This is a genomic window from Streptomyces sp. JK94 (assembly GCF_053613315.1).
This window is the reverse complement of sequence record NZ_JBSICH010000011.1, coordinates 209,703-228,860: the sequence shown is the minus strand read 5'-3', so window position 1 is coordinate 228,860 and position 19,158 is coordinate 209,703. Positions and strand designations below refer to the sequence as shown.

The following is a 19,158-nucleotide window of genomic DNA, read 5'->3' as shown; positions in this document are numbered from 1 at the left end:
CGCATTCGCGCGTGGGCCGTGCCCGGGCTCAGCCCAGCGCCTTGCCGGGCAGCTCCACCTTGGCCCCCAGCTCCACGAGCTTCTCCATGAAGTTCTCGTAGCCCCGGTTGATCAGGTCGATGCCGTGGACCCGGGAGGTGCCCTGGGCCGCGAGGGCGGCGATGAGGTAGGAGAAACCGCCGCGCAGGTCGGGAATGACCAGGTCGGCGCCCTCCAGCTTGGTCGGGCCGGACACGACGGCCGAGTGCAGGAAGTTGCGCTGGCCGAAGCGGCAGTCGGAGCCGCCGAGGCATTCGCGGTAGAGCTGGATGTGGGCGCCCATCTGGTTGAGCGCGGAGGTGAAGCCGAGGCGCGACTCGTAGACCGTCTCGTGGACGATGGACAGACCCGTGGCCTGCGTCAGGGCGACCACCAGGGGCTGCTGCCAGTCCGTCTGGAAACCGGGGTGCACGTCCGTCTCCAGGGCGATGGACTTCAGCCGGCCGCCCGGGTGCCAGAAGCGGATGCCCTCGTCCTCGATCTCGAAGGCGCCGCCCACCTTCCGGAAGGTGTTCAGGAACGTCATCATCGAGCGCTGCTGGGCGCCGCGGACGTAGACGTTCCCCTCGGTCGCCAGCGCGGCCGAGGCCCAGGAGGCGGCTTCCAGGCGGTCCGAGAGGGCGCGGTGGGCGTAGCCGCCGAGCTCGTCCACACCGGTGATGCGGATGGTGCGGTCGGTGTCCATCGCGATGATCGCGCCCATTTTCTGCAGGACGCAGATCAGGTCCTCGATCTCCGGCTCCACGGCCGCGTTGGACAGCTCCGTGACGCCCTCGGCGAGCACGGCCGTCAGCAGCACCTGCTCGGTCGCGCCGACGGACGGGTACGGCAGCCGGATCTTCGTGCCGCGCAGTCGCTGCGGGGCCTCCAGGTACTGGCCGTCCGCGCGCTTCTCGATCTTCGCGCCGAACTGCCGCAGCACCTCGAAGTGGAAGTCGATGGGCCGGCCGCCGATGTCGCAGCCGCCCAGGCCCGGGATGAAGGCGTGCCCGAGGCGGTGCAGCAGCGGGCCGCAGAACAGGATCGGGATGCGCGACGAACCCGCGTGGGCATCGATGTCGGCGACGTTCGCGCTCTCCACGTGCGACGGGTCGAGCACCAGCTCACCGGGCTCCTCGCCCGGACGGACGGTCACCCCGTGCAGTTGCAGCAGTCCGCGTACGACCCGCACGTCGCGGATGTCCGGCACATTGCGCAGCCGGCTCGGCGCACTGCCCAGCAGGGCGGCCACCATGGCCTTCGGCACGAGGTTCTTCGCACCGCGGACCCGGATCTCGCCCTCGAGCGGGGTTCCGCCGTGGACAAGCAGTACGTCATCAGCGCCGTTGACGGTCATGAATCTCGCGTTCCGTGGGATTCGGGCAGGGGCCAGAAGGGAAAGGGTAATCGCCTTGTACCCCCGCCCGGTAAGTCCGCGCACGGTCGGCCGATGTCATGGGTTCGTCACAACACGCGGTGTTCACCGGCGCACACAGGGGGTCACGGCCGCCGAACGCGCGCGGGGTGCGTGTCCGTCCCCGGCCTCCGTGCCCCGGTTGCCTCCCCACGGGAGGGGAACATGCGGGATCATGTCTGGCATGACCGAGGTGTCCTCGCTCACGGGGCGGCTGCTCGTGGCAACACCCGCCCTGGCGGACCCGAACTTCGAGCGCGCGGTGGTGCTCCTTCTCGACCACGACGAGGAGGGCTCCCTCGGCGTCGTCCTCAACCGTCCCACGCCGGTCGACGTGGGCGACATCCTGGAGGACTGGGCCGCCCTCGCGGGCGAACCCGGCGTCGTCTTCCAGGGCGGCCCGGTGTCGCTCGACTCGGCGCTGGGGGTCGCCGTCGTCCCCGGCGGGACGTCCGGGCAGAGCACGCCGCTGGGCTGGCGCCGGGTGCACGGCGCGATCGGCCTGGTGGACCTGGAGACGCCGCCGGAGCTGCTGGCCCCGGCCGTGGGCGCCCTGCGGATCTTCGCCGGCTACGCCGGCTGGGGCCCCGGTCAGCTGGAGGACGAGCTGGGCGAGGGCGCCTGGTACGTGGTCGAGTCCGAGCCCGGCGACGTCTCCTGCCCGGTCCCCGAGCGGCTCTGGCGCGAGGTCCTGCGCCGCCAGCGGGGCGAACTGGCGATGGTGGCGACATACCCGGACGACCCCTCGCTCAACTGATCCGCCCGTGGTGCCGCGGCCGGTCCGTGCGAGCTGGCAGACCCCGGCTTTCAGTACCCTGGCACTCATGAGCACTCTCGAGCCCGAGCGCGGGACTGGTACGGGGACCCTCGTAGAGCCGACGCCGCAGGTGTCCCACGGCGACGGCGACCACGAGCGCTTCGCCCATTACGTCCAGAAGGACAAGATCATGGCGAGTGCCCTCGACGGCACCCCCGTCGTGGCGCTGTGCGGCAAGGTCTGGGTACCGGGCCGCGACCCGAAGAAGTACCCGGTCTGCCCCATGTGCAAGGAGATCTACGAGTCCATGAGCGGCGGCGGGGACGACGGCAAGGGCGGCGACAAGAAGAAGTAGCCGCCCTTCCCGCCCGGACTTCCCCGGAGGCCCCCGGAGTGTGCCCGCGCGCACTCCGGGGGCCTCCGCGCGGTCACGAAGTGGCGGAGACCTCTTGTGGGCCCGTTCCCGTACTCCCGGACCTCCTGGATCTGTGCAGAGCGAAACCGCCACCCTTCGCCTTCGCCTTCGCCTTCGCCTCCGGCAAGGCGGCCGTGGCCGCTGCCGACCGCGGTCGGCACGGTGAAGACGATCCCGGTCCCGGTCTTCTTCGTACTCGTGCAACGACGACTCGTCTCCGGCCTCGGCGGAGCGGTGAAGGACTGACGTGACGGACACGATCCCCCAGCCACGGCGACTGACCTCCCTCGACGACGGATTCCTCACCCTCGGCCCGGACACCGCGGTGGTCGCGGGCGACGGCACCGAGCGCACCGAGCGCTGGCTGCGCGCCACACTGGGCGCGGCCACCGGCCTGCCGCTCCCGCCCGGGACGGGGGACCACGACGTCGTCCGCCTGTCCCTCGACGGCGCGCTGGAGGCCGAGGAGTACCGCCTCGTCGTCGCACCGGCCGGCGTGCACCTCGAGGGCGGTGGCCCGGCCGGCCTCTTCTGGGGCGCCCAGACGCTCCGGCAACTGCTCGGCCCGGATGCCTTCCGGCGCGCCCCGCTGCCCGGACGCCGGTGGCGGCTGCCCCTGGTCCGGATCGAGGACGCGCCCCGCTTCCGCTGGCGGGGCCTGATGCTGGACGTAGCCCGGCACTTCATGCCCAAGGAAGGCGTCCTGCGGTACCTGGACCTGATGGCGGCCCACAAACTCAACGTCCTGCACCTCCACCTGACGGACGACCAGGGCTGGCGCGTCGAGATCAGGCGCAGTCCGAAGCTCACCGGGACCGGCTCCTGGCGCTCGCGCACCAAGTACGGCCACCGGGCCTCGCCGCTGTGGGAGGACAGACCCCACGGCGGTTTCTACACCCAGGACGACATCCGGGAGATCGTCGCCTACGCCGCCGAACGGCACATCACCGTCGTCCCCGAGATCGACGTGCCCGGACACTCGCAGGCCGCCATCGCCGCCCATCCGGAACTCGGCAACACCGACGTCGTCGACACCGCCTCCCTCACCGTGTGGGACACCTGGGGCGTCTGCGAGAACGTACTCGCCCCCACCGACACCACCCTGCGGTTCTACGAGGGCGTCTTCGAGGAGCTGCTGGAGCTGTTCCCGTCCGAGTTCATCCACGTCGGCGGCGACGAATGCCCGAAGGACCAGTGGCGGCGCTCGGCCACCGCGCAGGCGCGCATCCGGGAACTCGGACTCGCCGACGAGGACGAGCTCCAGTCCTGGTTCATCCGGCACTTCGACACCTGGCTCGCCGCGCGCGGACGCCGGCTCATCGGCTGGGACGAGATCCTGGAGGGCGGACTGGCCGAGGGCGCGGCCGTCTCCTCCTGGCGCGGGTACGCGGGCGGGGTCGCCGCCGCGCGCGCGGGGCACGACGTGGTCATGTGCCCCGAGCAGCAGGTGTACCTGGACCACCGGCAGCACCCGGGCGAGGACGAGCCCGTGCCGATCGGCTTCGTGCGCACCCTGGAGGACGTCTACCGCTTCGAACCGGTTCCGGCGGAACTGACGCCGGAGGAGTCCGCACACGTGCTCGGCACCCAGGCGAACGTGTGGACCGAGGTGATGGAGGACCAGGCGCGGGTGGACTACCAGACGTTCCCGAGGCTCGCCGCGTTCGCCGAGGTCGCCTGGAGCGTCCTGCCCGCCCCGGCCGACCGGGACTTCCCCGCCTTCGAGCGGCGGATGGCCGCCCACTACCGGCGACTCGACGCCCTGGGCGTCGCCTACCGGCCGCCCGGCGGCCCGCTGCCCTGGCAGCGGCGGCCCGGCGTGCCCGGCCGCCCGATCGACGGACCACCGCCGAACAAGTAGGAAGAAGACCCCGGAACGCCCCTCAACAGCGGCGACTCCGGCTGGTTACGCCGGTCCACCCCACCCCCGGCGATCGTCCGATCGCCGGGGATCCCGGGCGAAAACACCCCATCCCTCCGGCGAGGCGGGCGAATGCCTCCTGGCGGACCCCCGCATCCGGGCCCTGCAAAGATGTGCCAGAGTTGCCACGTCCGCCCTGTCAGGCCGTACCGTACGGCCACATGGGCGGGACCAGGTGGGACAGCGGGAAGGGGCAGTCGGGTTGACCACGCACGCACCGCAGGCGGCGCAGGCCGTCACGCTGCCCACGACACTGGACGAGGCCGTCGCGGCGCTGGCCGCCACGCCCGCCGCCGTGCCGGTCGCGGGCGGCACCGACCTGATGGCGGCCGTCAACTCCGGGCAGCTCAGGCCCGCCGCGCTGGTGGGCCTCGGCCGCATCAGCGAGATCCGCGGCTGGCAGTACCAGGACGGTCACGCGCTGCTCGGCGCGGGGCTCACCCACGCCCGCATGGGCCGCCCCGACTTCGCCGCGCTGATCCCGGCCCTCGCCGCCGCCGCACGCGCAGCCGGACCGCCGCAGATCCGCAACGCGGGCACGCTGGGCGGCAACATCGCCTCGGCCGCCCCCACCGGTGACGCGCTGCCGGTGCTGGCCGCGCTGGAGGCCACGCTGATCATCGCGGGAGCGGACGGGGCCCGCCGGGAGATGCCGGTCTCGCACCTGCTGGCCGGCATGGAGATGCTCCGCGCGGGCGAACTCATCGGCTACGTGCGCGTGCCGCTGCTGCACGCGCCGCAGGTCTTCCTGAAGGCGACCGGCCGGACCGGCCCCGGCCGCGCGATGGCCTCCGTGGCGCTGGTCCTCGACCCGGCCCGGCGTGGCGTGCGGTGTGCCGTCGGCGCCATCGCGCCGATGCCGCTGCGCCCCCTGGAGGCCGAGCAGTGGGTGGCCTCCCTCATCGACTGGGACAACGGCCGCGCGGTCGTCCCGGAGGCGCTGAGCGCCTTCGGCGAGTACGTCGCCGCCGCCTGCATCCCCGACGCGGCCCCGGCCGAGGACGGTTCCGTACCGCAGTTCCCGCCGGCCGTACTGCACCTGCGGCGCACCGTCGCCGCGCTGGCCCGGCGAGCACTGGGGAGGGCGCTGTCGTGACCGACGACCAGCACGACGACCGGCACGGACAGGGCGCGCCCCCGAGCGGCGGCCGCTGGGACCCGCTGCCGCAGGGCGACTACGACGACGGGGCCACCGCCTTCGTGAAACTCCCCGAGGGCGGGGTGGACGCGCTGGTGGCCTCCGCCGACAGTCCGCTCGCCGCGCCCGGCCACGGCTACGTGCCGCCGCCGATCACGGTCACGCCCGCCACGACCGCCGGTACCGACCCGGCGGCCACCGGTACCTGGGCGATGCCCTCCGCGCCCGTCGACGGCGCCCAGTGGAACCTCCCGGACGCCGGCCCGCAGCAGGGCGTCCCCGAGCACGGGGGCCAGGACCACGGGGGCCGGTACCACGCCGGGCACCCGGAGCACGGCGCGTACCCGGAGCACGCCGGGCACCAGGAGTACCCCGCCGCGTACCCGCAGGAGGACCCGTACGGCCAGGCCGCCCAGTACGGCGCGCACGCCGGGCACGGCGACCGGTTCTCCTACCGGCCCGGCGCCACCGGCCAGTGGGACTTCACCGGGACCGCGGCCGCGGAGCACGCGGCACCCGCGGCCGGTGCCGCACCCGGCCAGGACGTGACCGGACAGTGGTCCATCCCCGTCGCCGGCGGTGAACTGCCGGACGAGTCGGGCGAGTTCACCACGTCCTCCCTGGCCGAGCAGTGGGGCGGCACCGCACCGGCCACCCTGCCCGGCGGCGCCCCCGCGCCCTGGGCGACCCATCCGGCCGGACAGCCGTGGGACGACCGCACCGCCCAGGCCGTCCCGGCCGGCGGGGACCGGTCGGCCGAGGCTCCGCGGGGGCCCGAGCACGAGTCCGCCGCCGGGCCGTACGCGGTGGAAACGCCCGCCGAAGACGCCGTGGGGAGCGGGCGCCCGGCGCCGCATCCGGACCCGGCGGCCGACGAGGCCGCGACCGGGGCCGGGCCCCGAGAGGCCGAGGAGGCCCCTGAAGGTCCCGTGGAGCCCCCGGCGGACACCGTCGAGCGCGTGGACGCGGAATCCGTCCCGGAGGCCGCCGAGGAGCCCGAGACGGACTCGACGCCGGCCGCCGGGCGCGACGAGGGGCAGGAGCCCGGACAGGACGAGGCGCGGGAGCCGGTACAGAACGAGGCGCGAGCGCCGGGACAGGACGGACAGGACGAGACGCGGGAGCCGGAATGGGAGCCGGGGCCCCGGCCCGAGGAGCCCGTGGCGGACGCCCGCACCGAGTCCCCGGCCGCCCCGACTGCCTCCCGGGCCGACGAGAACGCTCCCGAGGCCGACCCGTCCGCTTCTCCGGCCGACCCGTCCGCCTCCCCGGCCGATGAGACCGATTCCGAGGCCGACCCGTCCGCTTCCGAGGCCGGGCCGGTCGCCTCCGAGGCCGGCCCGGTCGGCCTGGCCGCGTCGGAGGAGCCGCCTCCCGTCGGTCCGCAGGAGGAGCACCCCCTCGCCTCGTTCGTGCTGCGCGTCAACGGCGCCGACCGGCCCGTCACCGACGCCTGGATCGGCGAGTCGCTGCTGTACGTGCTGCGCGAGCGGCTCGGTCTCGCGGGCGCCAAGGACGGCTGCTCACAGGGCGAGTGCGGCGCCTGCAACGTGCAGGTCGACGGGCGGCTGGTCGCCTCCTGCCTGGTCCCGGCCGTGACCGCCGCGGGCAGCGAGGTGCGTACGGTCGAGGGCCTGGCCTCCGACGGTCAGCCCTCGGACGTGCAGCGGGCGCTCGCCCGCAGGGGCGCGGTCCAGTGCGGCTTCTGCGTGCCCGGCATGGCGATGACCGTCCACAACCTCCTGGAGGGCAACCCGGCGCCGACCGAACTGGAGGCCCGGCAGGCCCTGTGCGGCAACCTGTGCCGCTGCTCCGGCTATCGGGGCGTACTGGAGGCAGTCAAGGAGGTCGTCGCCGAGCGCGAGACCCACTCCGCCGCCGAGGCGCCCGAGACGGATGCCGACGAGCCCCGCATCCCGCACCAGGCGGGCCCGGGCGCCGGCGGCGTCCACGCCTCGGCCTTCGAGCCCCAGGGACCGCCCGGGACACCGGAGACGCCGAACCCGCACTCCCACGAACCGCCTGACCGGTCCTACGGTCGGGAAGAGCAGGGCTACGGTCCGGACGGCCGGACCTACGGTCAGGACGACCAGGGCTACGGCCACGATGAGCAGGCCCACGGCCGGGAGGACCAGTCCTACGGTCAGGACGACCAGGGCTACGGTCAGGACGCCCAGACCTACGGCCGCGACGACCAGGGCTACGGCCGGAACGACCGGTCCTACGGTCAGGACGACCGGAACCACGGCCGGGACGATCGGGCCCACGGCCGGGACGACCGGAGCTACGGCCAGGACGGAGGCCACGCGTGAGCAACGACGCCGCGACTGCGGAAGCCGCGGGGACCGCCGAGGCGCCCCCCGTCCCCGAGCCGATCCCGCACGGCCTCGGCGCGTCCCTGCCGCCCGCCGACGCCCGCGCCAAGACGGAGGGCACCTTCCCCTACGCCGCCGACCTGTGGGCCGAGGGCCTGCTGTGGGCGGCCGTCCTGCGCTCACCGCACCCGCACGCGCGCATCGTGTCCATCGACACCACCCACGCGCGCGCGATGCCCGGCGTCCGCGCGGTGGTCACCCACGAGGACGTGCCCGGTGCCCCCCAGCACGGACGCGGCCGGGCCGACCGCCCGGTGTTCGCCTCCGAGGTCGTACGCCACCACGGCGAGCCCATCGCCGCCGTCGCCGCCGACCACCCGGACACCGCGCGGATGGCGGCCGCCGCCGTCATCGTCGAGTACGAGGTGCTCGACCCGGTGACCGACCCCGAGCAGGCCTTCGAGGCGGAACCGCTGCACCCCGACGGCAACCTGATCCGGCACATCCCGCTGCGGCACGGCGACCCCGAGGCGGCCGGCGAGGTCGTCGTCGAGGGCCTGTACCGCATCGGCCGCCAGGACCCGGCCCCGATCGGTGCCGAGGCGGGCCTCGCGGTGCCGCGTCCCGACGGCGGTGTGGAGCTGTACCTGGCCTCCACCGACCCGCACGGCGACCGCGACACCGCCGCGTCCTGCTACGGCCTCCCACCCGAACAGGTGAAGATCGTCGTCACCGGGGTGCCCGGCGCCACCGCCGACCGCGAGGACCAGGGCTTCCAGCTGCCGCTCGGCCTGCTGGCGCTGAAGACCGGCTGCCCGGTGAAACTGACCGCCACGCGCGAGGAGTCCTTCCTCGGCCACGTCCACCGCCACCCCACGCTGCTGCGCTACCGCCACCACGCGGACGCCGAGGGCCGCGTGGTCAAGGTGGAGGCGCAGATCCTGCTCGACGCGGGCGCCTACGCCGACACCTCCTCCGAGGCCCTGGCCGCCGCGGTGGCGTTCGCCTGCGGCCCGTACGTCGTCCCGAACGCCTTCATCGAGGGCTGGGCCGTGCGCACCAACAACCCGCCCAGCGGCCACGTGCGCGGCGAGGGCGCCATGCAGGTGTGCGCCGCGTACGAGGCGCAGATGGACAAGGTCGCCAGGAAGCTCGGCCTGGACCCGGCCGAGGTGCGCCTGCGCAACGTCCTGGCCACCGGCGACGTGCTGCCGACCGGTCAGACGGTCACCTGCCCGGCCCCGGTCGCCGAACTCCTGCAGGCGGTCCGCGACTTCCCCCTGCCCGCGCTGCCCAAGGACACCCCCGAGGACGAGTGGCTGCTGCCCGGCGGCCCCGAGGGTGCGGGTGAACCGGGCGCGGTGCGCCGGGGCGTGGGCTACGGCATCGGCATGGTGCACATGCTCGGCGCCGAGGGGGCGGACGAGGTCTCCACGGCCACCGTGAAGGTCCAGGACGGCGTGGCGACGGTGTTGTGCGCGGCGGTGGAGACCGGCCAGGGCTTCACCACGCTCGCCCGGCAGATCGTGCAGGAGACCCTCGGCGTGGAGGAGGTGCACGTCGCGCCCGTCGACACCGACCAGCCCCCGGCCGGCGCGGGCTGCCGCGGCCGGCACACCTGGGTGTCGGGCGGGGCGGTGGAACGGGCGGCCAAGATGGTCCGCACCCAGCTCCTCCAGCCCCTGGCACACCAGTTCGGGATGTCGGCCGAGCTGCTCCAGATCGCCGACGGCAAGATCACCTCGTACGACGGCGTGCTGTCGACGACGGTCGCCGAGGCGCTGGACGGCAAGGAGCTGTGGGCGACCGCCCAGTGCCGCCCGCACCCGACCGAGCCGCTGGACGAGGCGGGCCAGGGCGACGCCTTCGTCGGCATGTCGTTCTGCGCGATCCGCGCGGTGGTGGACGTCGACATCGAGATCGGCTCCGTGCGCGTCGTGGAGCTGGCCGTCGCCCAGGACGTCGGCCGGGTGCTGAACCCGGCCCAGCTGGCCGCGCGGATCGAGGCGGGCGTGACCCAGGGCGTCGGCATCGCGCTGACCGAGAACCTGCGCACCCCGCGGGGCCTGGTCCGCCACCCCGACCTGACCGGCTACGCCCTGCCGACCGCGCTGGACGCGCCGGACATCCGGATCGTGAAGCTCGTCGAGGAGCGCGACGTGGTCGCCCCCTTCGGCGCGAAGGCGGTCAGCGCGGTCCCGGTGGTCGCCTCCCCGGCGGCCGTCGCCTCCGCGGTACGCGCGGCCACGGGCCGCCCGGTCAACCGCCTCCCGATCCGGCCCCAGGCCGCGGTGGTGACGGGAAGCTGAGCCGCCCGCGCGCCTGAGGCAACGCGCGGGGTGCGCGGCGCGTCTGTACAAGGGACGGGCGCGTCCGGTGTGCCGGGCCGTTGTCAGTGGTGCCCCCTAGGCTGCGAAGCGGTGGGGGACGGCCGAGGCTCCCACCGTACGGAGCGCGCTCACGCACACCCGGGGGAGAAGATGCACGAGGTCACCACGGACACGGCGGACACGGCGACGCGGACACCCGCGCGCGTACCGCTGTTCTGGACGTCGGCGGCGGTGATCGGCTGCCTGCTGGTGTCCGCCGGTCGCCGTACGGCCTGCGGGCTCGCCCTGGACCTGTCCTACCGCCTGCTGACCGGCGAGTTCGGCCGGGACCGCGTGGCCCGGTACGAGGACATCGACTTCCCGCCTGCCCTCACTCACGAGCCCACCCGCCGCTTCCTGAGCGAGACGGGCCTGCCGGAGAACGCGTTCCCGCTCGCGGCGGACGGCGACGGGATACCGCTGCCGACCCTGGCGGAGTACTACGGCGACCGGGCCCCGGGCGGGGCAGCCGGCCATCTCGTCCGGCTGGGCCGGCTGCCCGACGGCAGCGACGTGGTCGTGGACGGCCCGACCGGCACGGTCCTGACCTGGCACCCGTCCGACACGAGCCTGCGCCCGCTCACTCCGGACGTCTCGACCCTCGTCTTCACACTGTGGCTGCTGCGCCGCGCGGCAGCGATAGAGGTCGTGACGGGAGTCGAACCCGCACAACCAGGGATTGCGCCGGGGCTGAACAAGCCCTTGTGAAGGCTTTTGAGGTGGCCCCTCAGATGGCTGAGGTGCACCCCATGTCCAGAGAGGTGATCCGAGTACTGTTCGTGCTCCATCAGAGGGCACGACCCAAGCTCATGGAGATGGCGAAGAAGACCGGCCTCTCCGGGTAGGTCGGAGCGTGTGAAAGTAGTTTTCCTGTGACGCGGCACATCGCCGCATCCGCTCTCCCTTTGACGCGGAGCGCCTGTAGGGCTGCCCGGTGGAGCCGGAAAAGCGAACGATTGCCCTGTAGGTCACCGCGGCTGCTGGTTGTTGAGAGGGGGCAGTCGGAAGCGCGACGAGGTGTGAACGACCGCGCGTACAAGCTCGGCCGTTCACGTCCGAGAAGGTGACGACCAGCCTGTTCGGGAGGGTCTTCGGCGAGCAGTCGGGTGGTGACACGGCTGCGGGAGCGGTGAGCCGGGGGACGGCCGTGCGACGGGCGGGGCGGCTGTGACGTCCGTCCCACCCGGGGGTGACCCGCCCCGGTGCGGACGTCGATCGCATCCGCCCGCCGGTAGGGTGGCCCGGTTGTCATACGTGGCCGAGCCGTTCTACCCCCTTCGGAGACCGTGACTACCACCGCCAGCTCCAGCACCTCGCACCACCTCTCCCCGGCCTTCCCCGGCCGCGCCCCGTGGGGCACCGCCAGCAAGCTGCGGGCCTGGCAGGAGGGGGCGATGGAGAAGTACCTCCAGGAGCAGCCCCGGGACTTCCTCGCGGTCGCCACCCCCGGCGCCGGCAAGACCACCTTCGCCCTGACGCTCGCGTCCTGGCTGCTGCACCACCACGTCGTGCAGCAGGTGACCGTCGTCGCGCCGACCGAGCACCTGAAGAAGCAGTGGGCGGAGGCCGCGGCCCGGATAGGGATCAAGCTGGACCCCGAGTACAGCGCGGGTCCGCTCAGCCGCGAGTACCACGGGATCGCCATCACGTACGCGGGCGTCGGCGTGCGCCCCATGCTGCACCGCAACCGCGTCGAGCAGCGCAAGACCCTCGTCATCCTCGACGAGATTCACCACGCCGGCGACTCCAGGTCCTGGGGCGAGGCCTGCCTGGAGGCGTTCGAGCCGGCCACCCGGCGCCTCGCGCTGACCGGTACGCCGTTCCGGTCGGACACCAACCCGATCCCCTTCGTCACGTACGAGGAGGGCAACGACGGCATCCGGCGCTCCGCCGCCGACTACACGTACGGCTACGGCTCCGCGCTCGCCGACGGCGTCGTCCGTCCGGTCATCTTCATGAGCTACAGCGGCAACATGCGCTGGCGGACGAAGGCGGGCGACGAGATCGCCGCCCGCCTCGGCGAGCCCATGACCAAGGACGCGGTCAGCCAGGCCTGGCGTACCGCGCTCGACCCGCGCGGCGAGTGGATGCCCGCCGTGCTGCGCGCCGCCGACCAGCGGCTGACCGAGGTCAGGAAGGCCATCCCGGACGCCGGCGCGCTGGTCATCGCCGCCGACCAGGACTCCGCCCGCGCCTACGCCAAGCTGATCCGCGAGATCACCGGCAGCAAGGCCACCGTCGTGCTCTCCGACGACACCGGCGCGTCCAGGAACATCGACACGTTCAGCGAGAGCACCGACCGGTGGATGGTCGCCGTCCGCATGGTGTCCGAGGGCGTCGACGTGCCCCGCCTGGCGGTCGGCGTGTACGCCACCACCATCTCCACGCCGCTGTTCTTCGCGCAGGCCGTCGGCCGTTTCGTACGGTCCAGGCGGCGCGGCGAGACCGCCTCCGTCTTCCTGCCGACCGTGCCCGACCTGCTCACCTTCGCCAACGAGATGGAGCGCGAGCGCGACCACGTCCTCGACAAGCCCAAGAAGGAGGGCGAGGAGGACCCCTACGCCGAGTCCGAGAAGGAGATGGACGAGGCCAACCGGGAGCAGGACGAGGACACCGGCGAGCAGGACATGCTGCCCTTCGAGGCGCTGGAGTCCGACGCGGTCTTCGACCGGGTCATGTACAACGGCGCCGAGTTCGGCATGCAGGCCCACCCGGGAAGCGAGGAGGAGCAGGACTACCTCGGCATCCCGGGGCTGCTGGAGCCCGACCAGGTGCAGCTGCTGCTCCAGAAGCGGCAGGCCCGGCAGATCGCGCACAGCCGCAGGAAGCCCGACGACGAGGCCGACCTGCTGGAGATGCCCGCCGAGCGGCGCCCGGTCGTCTCGCACAAGGAGCTGATGGAGCTGCGCAAGCAGCTGAACACCATGGTCGGCGCCTACGTCCACCAGAGCGGCAAACCGCACGGCGTGATCCACACCGAACTGCGCCGGGTGTGCGGCGGCCCGCCCAGCGCCGAGGCCACCGCCGGGCAGCTGCGCCAGCGCATCGCCAAGGTGCAGGAGTGGGCCACCCGCATGAAGTGACGGGCGGGGCGCGGGCGCCCGTCCGCGGGCGCCGTACGTATCGGGACAAAAGCAGGTAGTCCACGCCGGCCTCCGCCCGGATTCTGGACGGAGCCTTCCGCTGAGCGGACCTGGTCGCTACTGTCCCGCTACGCACACGCCCCGTGGCAGCGCCGCCGCGGAGCGCAGCCGTGAAGCGACTGGGCCCGGGCACACGGCCGGGCCGTCAGCCGATCGACGGCCTCTGAAGCGCGTCACTGACGGGACTCGGTGACGCATCCGCCGCGAAGGGGGCCGCCGCCTCACCACTAAGGAGTGGGCGTCGTGACCGCGGAGACCTCTCAGACGCTCGACCGGGGACTGCGCGTCCTCAAGCTGCTGGCCGACACGGACCACGGGCTGACCGTCACCGAGCTGTCCCACAAACTGGGCGTCAACCGGACCGTCGTGTACCGGTTGCTCGCCACGCTGGAGCAGCACGCGCTGGTACGCCGTGACCTGGGCGGCCGTGCCCGGGTCGGACTCGGCGTGCTGGGGCTCGGCCGGCAGGTGCATCCGCTGGTGCGCGAGGCGGCGATGCCGGCGCTGCGGGCGCTGGCCGAGGACATCGGCGCCACGGCGCACCTCACGCTGGTGGACGGGGCGGAGGCACTGGCCGTGGCCGTCGTCGAACCGACCTGGACGGACTACCACGTCGCCTATCGGGCGGGGTTCCGGCATCCGCTGGAGCGCGGTGCCGCCGGCAAGGCGATCCTGTCCGCGCGGCAGCAGCCCCGGCTCGCCGGTGAGGCGGCGGACGCGCCCGGCTACACCCTGACCCACGGGGAGCTGGAGGCCGGGGCCTGCGGAGCGGCGGCGCCGCTGCTCGGGGTGACGGGCGTCGAGGGCAGCGTCGGCGTGGTGATGCTGGCCGAGGTGGTGCCGGAGCGGGTGGGGACGCGGGTGATGGACGCGGCCCGCGAGGTGGCGGAGGCGCTGCGCTAGGCGTACCGACCCGTGGGCAGCCGTGCCGGTGCCGGTGTCCCAGCGGTCCGGGGTGCGGGGGTGCCCGTGGTGGCCGGGTGGTTCGGGGCGCGCGGGTGCCCGCGCCCCGGCGGGCCCCGGCTTCGTCGCCCACGCACCGGGGCGGTGGCGCTCTCACGTTAGATTGACCCCGTGCTCTCTCGTCTCACGCGCCCCCAGGTCCTCGCCGTCTGCGCGCTGCCCGTCGTGGCGCTGCTCGCCACCGCCGTGTGCGCGCCGCTGCCGTTCTCCGTCGCGCAGCCCGGGCTGACGGCCGACGTGCTCGGGACGAACCAGGGCGCCCCGGTGATCACGGTCAAGGGCGCGCCGACGCACGAGACGACCGGGCAGCTGCGGATGACCACGATCGAGGCGACCGGCCCCGACACGAGCGTCCACCTCGGCGACGTCCTCGGGAGCTGGTTCGACACCGACCGGGCCGTGATGCCGCGCGACGCCGTCTACCCGAACGGTGACGGCGTCGAGGAGATCGAGGAGTACAACAAGAAGCAGATGGAGGAGTCCCAGGACGCGGCGACCGAGGCCGCGCTGGGCTACCTGGACCTCGGCGACGCGGACGTGGACGTCGACCTGCGGCTGGAGGACGTCGGCGGGCCCAGCGCGGGCCTGCTCTTCTCCCTCGGCATCATCGACAAGCTGGGCGCCGGCGACCTCACCGGCGGCAGGGTCGTCGCCGGCACCGGCACGATCACCACCGGCGGCCAGGTCGGCGCCGTGGGCGGAGTGCCGCTGAAGACGCAGGCCGCGCGGCGGGACGGGGCCACCGTCTTCCTGGTGCCGAAGGCGGAGTGCTCGGACGCGCGGGCCGAGCTGCCGCAGGGGCTCCGGCTGATCCCGGTCACCACCCTGCGGGGCGCGGTCGACTCGCTCAAGGCCCTGGAGAGCGGCAACGGCGAGGTCCCCGCCTGCTGAGGCGGCCGGCCCCGCTCATTCCTCCTTCACGAACCCCTTCTCGACCATCCAGTCCAGGGCCACCTGGTGCGGGTCCTCCCCGTCGACGTCGACCTTCGCGTTCAGCGTCCGCGCCACGTCGTTGTCCAGGGCCTCGGTGACCGGGTCGAGGACGTCGGCGATGGCCGGCCACTTCTCCAGGACGTCGGTGCGGACCATGGGCGCCGCGTTGTAGTTCGGGAAGAAGTGCTCGTCGTCCTCCATCACCACCAGGTCCATCGACTTGATGCGCCCGTCGGTGGTGTACACCTCGCCGTAGGTGCAGGCGCCGTCGGCCGTCTGCGTGTAGATGATCCCGGTGTCCATGTCCGTGATGTTCCTGGCCGGGACGTCCATCCCGTACGCCTTCTCCATGCCCGGCAGCCCGTCCGCCCGGTTGGCGAACTCGACCTCCACGCACAGCGTCACCGCCGCCGGGTCGGTCTTCGACAGCTCCGCCACCTCGGACAGCGTCCGGGTGCCGTACTTCCTGAAGTTCGCCTGGTTCATCGCCAGCGCGTAGGTGTTGTTCAGCCGGGCGGGCGCCAGCCAGGTCAGCCCGTTCCCCGCGTCCTCGTCACGCACCGCCTCCCACTGCTCGCGCGGGTCGGTGATCGGCTCGCCGTGCCCCAGGTACGTGATCCAGGCGGTGCCCGTGTACTCGTAGGTGGCGTCGGCGTCACCGTTCTCGACTGCCGCCCGGGTGCCGACGGAGCCCTGGATGCCGGTGCGGTCCAGCACCTCGGCGCCGGCCGCCTGGAAGGCGATGCCCATGATCGCGCCGAGCACGAGCTGCTCGGTGAACTGCTTGGACACGACCGTGAGGTCGGCCCCCTCCAGTGGCCGGCCCTTCCCGATCGAACCGGGACCGACGTCGTCGACCATGGGGGAGCCGCTGGTCAGTCCGCAGCCGGAGGCCGCCACCAGCAGCGCGGCCGTCAGCAGCCACGTACGGCGCCTGCCGCTTCCGTGTCCGGGGCGGGCGGTCATGTCCTCACCTCCAGGCCGCGGGGCCGCAGCAGCAGTTCCGCGAGCGAGGCCAGCCAGTCCACCAGCAGCGCGAGGGCCACGGTGAGGACCGAGCCGAGCACCAGGACCGGCATCCGCTGGCTGGTGATCCCGGTGGTGATCAGCACGCCCAGCCCGCCGCCCCCGCCGAAGACGGCCAGCGTCGCCGTCCCGACGTTCAGGACCAGGGCGGTGCGCACGCCGGCCAGGATCAGCGGGACGGCCAGCGGCAGCTCCACGCGGGAGAGCACGCCCAGCGGGGACATGCCGATGCCGCGGGCCGCCTCCAGCAGCGTCGGGTCGTTCGCCTTCAGGCCGGCGATGGTGTTGGAGAGCACCGGCAGGACGGCGTAGACGATGATGCCGATCAGGGCGGCCCGGCGGCCGATGCCCAGCCAGATCACCAGCAGTGCCAGCAGACCGATCGCCGGGGTCGCCTGGCCCATGTTGGCGAAGGCCATCGCCACCGGTGTCGCCTTCCGGAACATCCGGCGGGTGAGCAGGATGCCCAGCGGGATCGCGATGATCAGCACGAAGAAGGTGGAGATCACGGTCAGCTGGACGTGCTGCCACAGTGCCTTGGTGACCTGGCCGTCCGACAGGGCGTTCTGACTGAGCGCGTCCAGCTCGGCCTGCCGGAACCACAGCCAGGTCGCCAGCAGCACGGCGACCAGGAGAGCGGGCAGGAAGGTCAGCTTCCGCCAGCCGATGCGCCGCCGCGATGCCGCCGGGGCCGGCGGGCGCGGCTCGGCCTCCGTCTCGTCCTCGTCCCGGTAGGCGACCCCCCGGACCTCGTGCTCGCCGTCGGGCCGCCGCTTGACGGAGCCGGAAGGACCGGAAGGACCGGAGGAGCCGAAAGGACTGGAAGAGCCGGAAGAAGAGGTGCTCACGCCTTGGTCCCCTCCCCTCCGAAGCCCTCCTGCTCGGCATGGGTCTGCTCGGCCCGTGCCTCCTCCAGGTCGTGCCGGTGCTCCAGCGCGTCCAGCCGGTCGGCCTCCAGCAGGTCCTGCACGGAGTTCATCAGCGTCTCCATGTCGACGACGCCCTCGTACTCGCCGCGCCGCCCGGTGACCGCGACCCGCCCCGCGTTGTCGGTGAGCACCGCCTCCAGCGCGTCCCGCAGCGTCGCGTCCCGGGTCACCGTGTCGTGGACCAGCGTCCCGGCCCGCGCCAGCGAGCCCTTGGCCCGCATCAGGTCACCGCGCCTGAGCCACTTGTAGGGCCGTCCGCGCCGGTCGAGGAGCAGGATCTCGTTGGTGCCGGCCGCCCGCAGCCGGTTGAAGATGTGCTGGAGGGGGTCCTCCACGGTCACCGTCGGGTAGTCGGTGACCTCCACGTCCCGCACGCGGGTCAGGTTCAGCCGCTTCAGTGCCGCCCCGGCGCCCACGAAGCCGGAGACGAAGTCGTCCGCCGGGTTGGTGAGGATGGCCTCCGGGGTGTCGAACTGCGCGATGTGGGAGCGCTCGCGCAGCACCGCGATCCGGTCGCCCAGTTTGATCGCCTCGTCGAAGTCGTGGGTGACGAAGACGATCGTCTTGTGCAGCTCGTGCTGGAGCCGGATCAGCTCGTCCTGGAGGTGGTCCCGGGTGATCGGGTCCACCGCGCCGAACGGCTCGTCCATCAGCAGCACCGGCGGATCGGCCGCCAGCGCCCGCGCCACGCCCACCCGCTGCTGCTGGCCGCCCGACAACTGGCGCGGATAGCGGCCGTGGAACTCCCCGGCGTCCAGCCCGACCAGGTCGAGCATCTCCTCCACCCGCGACCGGATGCGGGACTTCGACCAGCCGGTCATCCTCGGTACGAGTGCGATGTTCTGGGCGACGGTCATGTGCGGGAAGAGCCCGGAGGACTGGATCGCGTAGCCGACCTTGCGGCGCAGCTTCACCGGGTCGATGTCGGTGACGTCCTCGCCGTCGATGCGGATGCGTCCGCCGCTCGGCTCGATCAGCCGGTTGATCATCTTCAGGGTGGTGGACTTCCCGCAGCCCGAGGGGCCGACGAAGACGACCGTCTCGCCGGCCTTGATCTCCATCGACACGTTGTCGACGGCCGGCTGCCCGCTGCCCGGGTAGCGCTTGGTCAGGCAGTCCAGCTCGATGGTCGCCCCGGTGGTGGCACGGTCGCCGTTCTCAGACACGGATCCCCCTCGGGATGGTCAGCCGCCCGAGCAGGACGTACGCGGCGTCGAACAGGAGTGCCAGAACGATGATCCCGAGGGTGCCCGCAAGCACCTGGTTGAGGGCGTTCTGGCTGCCCAGCGAGGCGATCCCGCGGAAGATCTCGTTGCCGAGGCCCGGTCCGGAGGCGTAGGCGGCGATGGCGGCGATGCCCATCAGCATCTGCGTCGAGACCCGGATGCCGGTGAGGATCGGCGGCCAGGCCAGCGGCAGCTCCACCTTCAGCAGCCGGGCCGGGCGCGACATCCCGATGCCCGTGGCGGCGTCCACCAGCGCCGGATCGACCCCGCGCAGGCCGACGATCGCGTTGCGCACGATCGGCAGCAGCCCGTACAGCGTCAGCGCCGTCACCGTCGGCGGCACGCCCAGGCCCACGATGGGGATGAGCAGACCGATCATGGCCAGCGACGGGATGGTCAGGATGGTCGACGTGGTCAGGGTCGCCAGGTTCCCCGCCCACTCGCTGCGGTAGGTCACGACACCGATCAGGACCCCGAGCAGGGTCGCCACGACCATGCACTGGAAGACCGCGCTGGCGTGCTGGTAGGCGTCGGTGAGCAGCTGCTGGTGGCGGCTGCCCACGAACTCCCAGAAGTTCACCCGCGCTCACC

15 protein-coding genes and 1 pseudogene are annotated in these 19,158 nt (G+C 73.0%); 11 read left to right on the top strand and 5 right to left on the bottom strand.

The window, feature by feature from the left end:
• Window positions 1-28 precede the first annotated feature (28 nt).
• The gene (gene murA / locus ACVV2G_RS11580; RefSeq protein ID WP_453842563.1) at window positions 29-1,375 is read right to left on the bottom strand and encodes a UDP-N-acetylglucosamine 1-carboxyvinyltransferase; all 1,347 of its coding nucleotides are present in this window, start codon (window positions 1,373-1,375) and stop codon (window positions 29-31) included.
• 241 nt (window positions 1,376-1,616) lie between these two features.
• Between murA and ACVV2G_RS11575 the strand changes: the two genes are divergently transcribed.
• The 11 genes and pseudogenes from ACVV2G_RS11575 (at window position 1,617) to ACVV2G_RS11525 (ending at window position 15,344) form a co-directional block, all read left to right on the top strand.
• Window positions 1,617-2,189 (top strand): YqgE/AlgH family protein, encoded by a 573-nt coding sequence (locus tag ACVV2G_RS11575; RefSeq protein WP_453842562.1) that lies wholly within the window; start codon window positions 1,617-1,619, stop codon window positions 2,187-2,189.
• 67 nt (window positions 2,190-2,256) lie between these two features.
• Complete coding sequence (locus ACVV2G_RS11570; RefSeq protein WP_453842561.1) at window positions 2,257-2,544, top strand: DUF3039 domain-containing protein; 288 nt, start codon at window positions 2,257-2,259, stop codon at window positions 2,542-2,544.
• 210 nt (window positions 2,545-2,754) lie between these two features.
• A pseudogene (locus tag ACVV2G_RS11565) lies at window positions 2,755-2,850 on the top strand (carbohydrate ABC transporter permease); the annotation flags it as partial.
• A gap of 1 nt (window position 2,851) precedes the next feature.
• Window positions 2,852-4,465, top strand: coding sequence for a beta-N-acetylhexosaminidase (locus ACVV2G_RS11560; RefSeq protein ID WP_453842560.1), 1,614 nt, complete (start codon window positions 2,852-2,854; stop codon window positions 4,463-4,465).
• A gap of 262 nt (window positions 4,466-4,727) precedes the next feature.
• Window positions 4,728-5,621, top strand: coding sequence for an FAD binding domain-containing protein (locus ACVV2G_RS11555; RefSeq protein WP_453842559.1), 894 nt, complete (start codon window positions 4,728-4,730; stop codon window positions 5,619-5,621).
• The gene (locus tag ACVV2G_RS11550) at window positions 5,618-7,975 is read left to right on the top strand and encodes a (2Fe-2S)-binding protein (RefSeq protein WP_453842558.1); all 2,358 of its coding nucleotides are present in this window, start codon (window positions 5,618-5,620) and stop codon (window positions 7,973-7,975) included. The genes ACVV2G_RS11555 and ACVV2G_RS11550 overlap by 4 nt, the downstream gene beginning before the upstream one ends.
• The gene (locus ACVV2G_RS11545; RefSeq protein WP_453842557.1) at window positions 7,972-10,287 is read left to right on the top strand and encodes a xanthine dehydrogenase family protein molybdopterin-binding subunit; all 2,316 of its coding nucleotides are present in this window, start codon (window positions 7,972-7,974) and stop codon (window positions 10,285-10,287) included. The genes ACVV2G_RS11550 and ACVV2G_RS11545 overlap by 4 nt, the downstream gene beginning before the upstream one ends.
• 171 nt (window positions 10,288-10,458) lie before the next feature.
• Window positions 10,459-11,055 (top strand): SUKH-4 family immunity protein, encoded by a 597-nt coding sequence (locus ACVV2G_RS11540; RefSeq protein ID WP_453842556.1) that lies wholly within the window; start codon window positions 10,459-10,461, stop codon window positions 11,053-11,055.
• A gap of 578 nt (window positions 11,056-11,633) precedes the next feature.
• The gene (locus ACVV2G_RS11535; protein WP_453842555.1) at window positions 11,634-13,430 is read left to right on the top strand and encodes a DEAD/DEAH box helicase; all 1,797 of its coding nucleotides are present in this window, start codon (window positions 11,634-11,636) and stop codon (window positions 13,428-13,430) included.
• Between the two features lie 303 nt (window positions 13,431-13,733).
• Complete coding sequence (locus ACVV2G_RS11530; RefSeq protein WP_453842554.1) at window positions 13,734-14,393, top strand: IclR family transcriptional regulator; 660 nt, start codon at window positions 13,734-13,736, stop codon at window positions 14,391-14,393.
• Window positions 14,394-14,564: 171 nt separating this feature from the next.
• Window positions 14,565-15,344: a S16 family serine protease gene (locus ACVV2G_RS11525; RefSeq protein ID WP_453842553.1), complete on the top strand. Its 780-nt coding sequence runs from the start codon at window positions 14,565-14,567 to the stop codon at window positions 15,342-15,344.
• Between the two features lie 15 nt (window positions 15,345-15,359).
• On the opposite strand, the gene ACVV2G_RS11520 is transcribed toward ACVV2G_RS11525, so the two are convergent.
• From ACVV2G_RS11520 to ACVV2G_RS11505, 4 genes are read right to left on the bottom strand one after another with little or no spacing between them, the layout of a single operon-like run.
• A complete protein-coding gene (locus tag ACVV2G_RS11520; protein WP_453842552.1) occupies window positions 15,360-16,352 on the bottom strand; it encodes a glycine betaine ABC transporter substrate-binding protein in 993 nt (330 codons plus the stop codon).
• Window positions 16,349-17,260, bottom strand: coding sequence for an ABC transporter permease (locus ACVV2G_RS11515; RefSeq protein ID WP_453842551.1), 912 nt, complete (start codon window positions 17,258-17,260; stop codon window positions 16,349-16,351). Before ACVV2G_RS11515 ends, ACVV2G_RS11520 begins: the two co-directional genes overlap by 4 nt.
• On the bottom strand, window positions 17,257-18,507 hold the full coding sequence (locus ACVV2G_RS11510) for a betaine/proline/choline family ABC transporter ATP-binding protein (RefSeq protein ID WP_453842550.1): 1,251 nt from the start codon (window positions 18,505-18,507) through the stop codon (window positions 17,257-17,259). The genes ACVV2G_RS11515 and ACVV2G_RS11510 overlap by 4 nt, the downstream gene beginning before the upstream one ends.
• A complete protein-coding gene (locus ACVV2G_RS11505) occupies window positions 18,500-19,147 on the bottom strand; it encodes an ABC transporter permease (RefSeq protein ID WP_453842549.1) in 648 nt (215 codons plus the stop codon). The genes ACVV2G_RS11510 and ACVV2G_RS11505 overlap by 8 nt, the downstream gene beginning before the upstream one ends.
• Window positions 19,148-19,158: the final 11 nt, after the last annotated feature.

Excerpts from the sequence above, each read along its gene's own strand:
- ACVV2G_RS11520 (WP_453842552.1), bottom strand. The coding sequence starts at position 16,352 with ATGACCGCCCGCCCCGGACACGGAAGCGGCAGGCGCCGTACGTGGCTG.
- ACVV2G_RS11575 (WP_453842562.1), top strand. The coding sequence starts at position 1,617 with ATGACCGAGGTGTCCTCGCTCACGGGGCGGCTGCTCGTGGCAACACCC.
- murA (WP_453842563.1), bottom strand. The coding sequence starts at position 1,375 with ATGACCGTCAACGGCGCTGATGACGTACTGCTTGTCCACGGCGGAACC.
- ACVV2G_RS11570 (WP_453842561.1), top strand. The coding sequence starts at position 2,257 with ATGAGCACTCTCGAGCCCGAGCGCGGGACTGGTACGGGGACCCTCGTA.
- ACVV2G_RS11540 (WP_453842556.1), top strand. The coding sequence starts at position 10,459 with ATGCACGAGGTCACCACGGACACGGCGGACACGGCGACGCGGACACCC.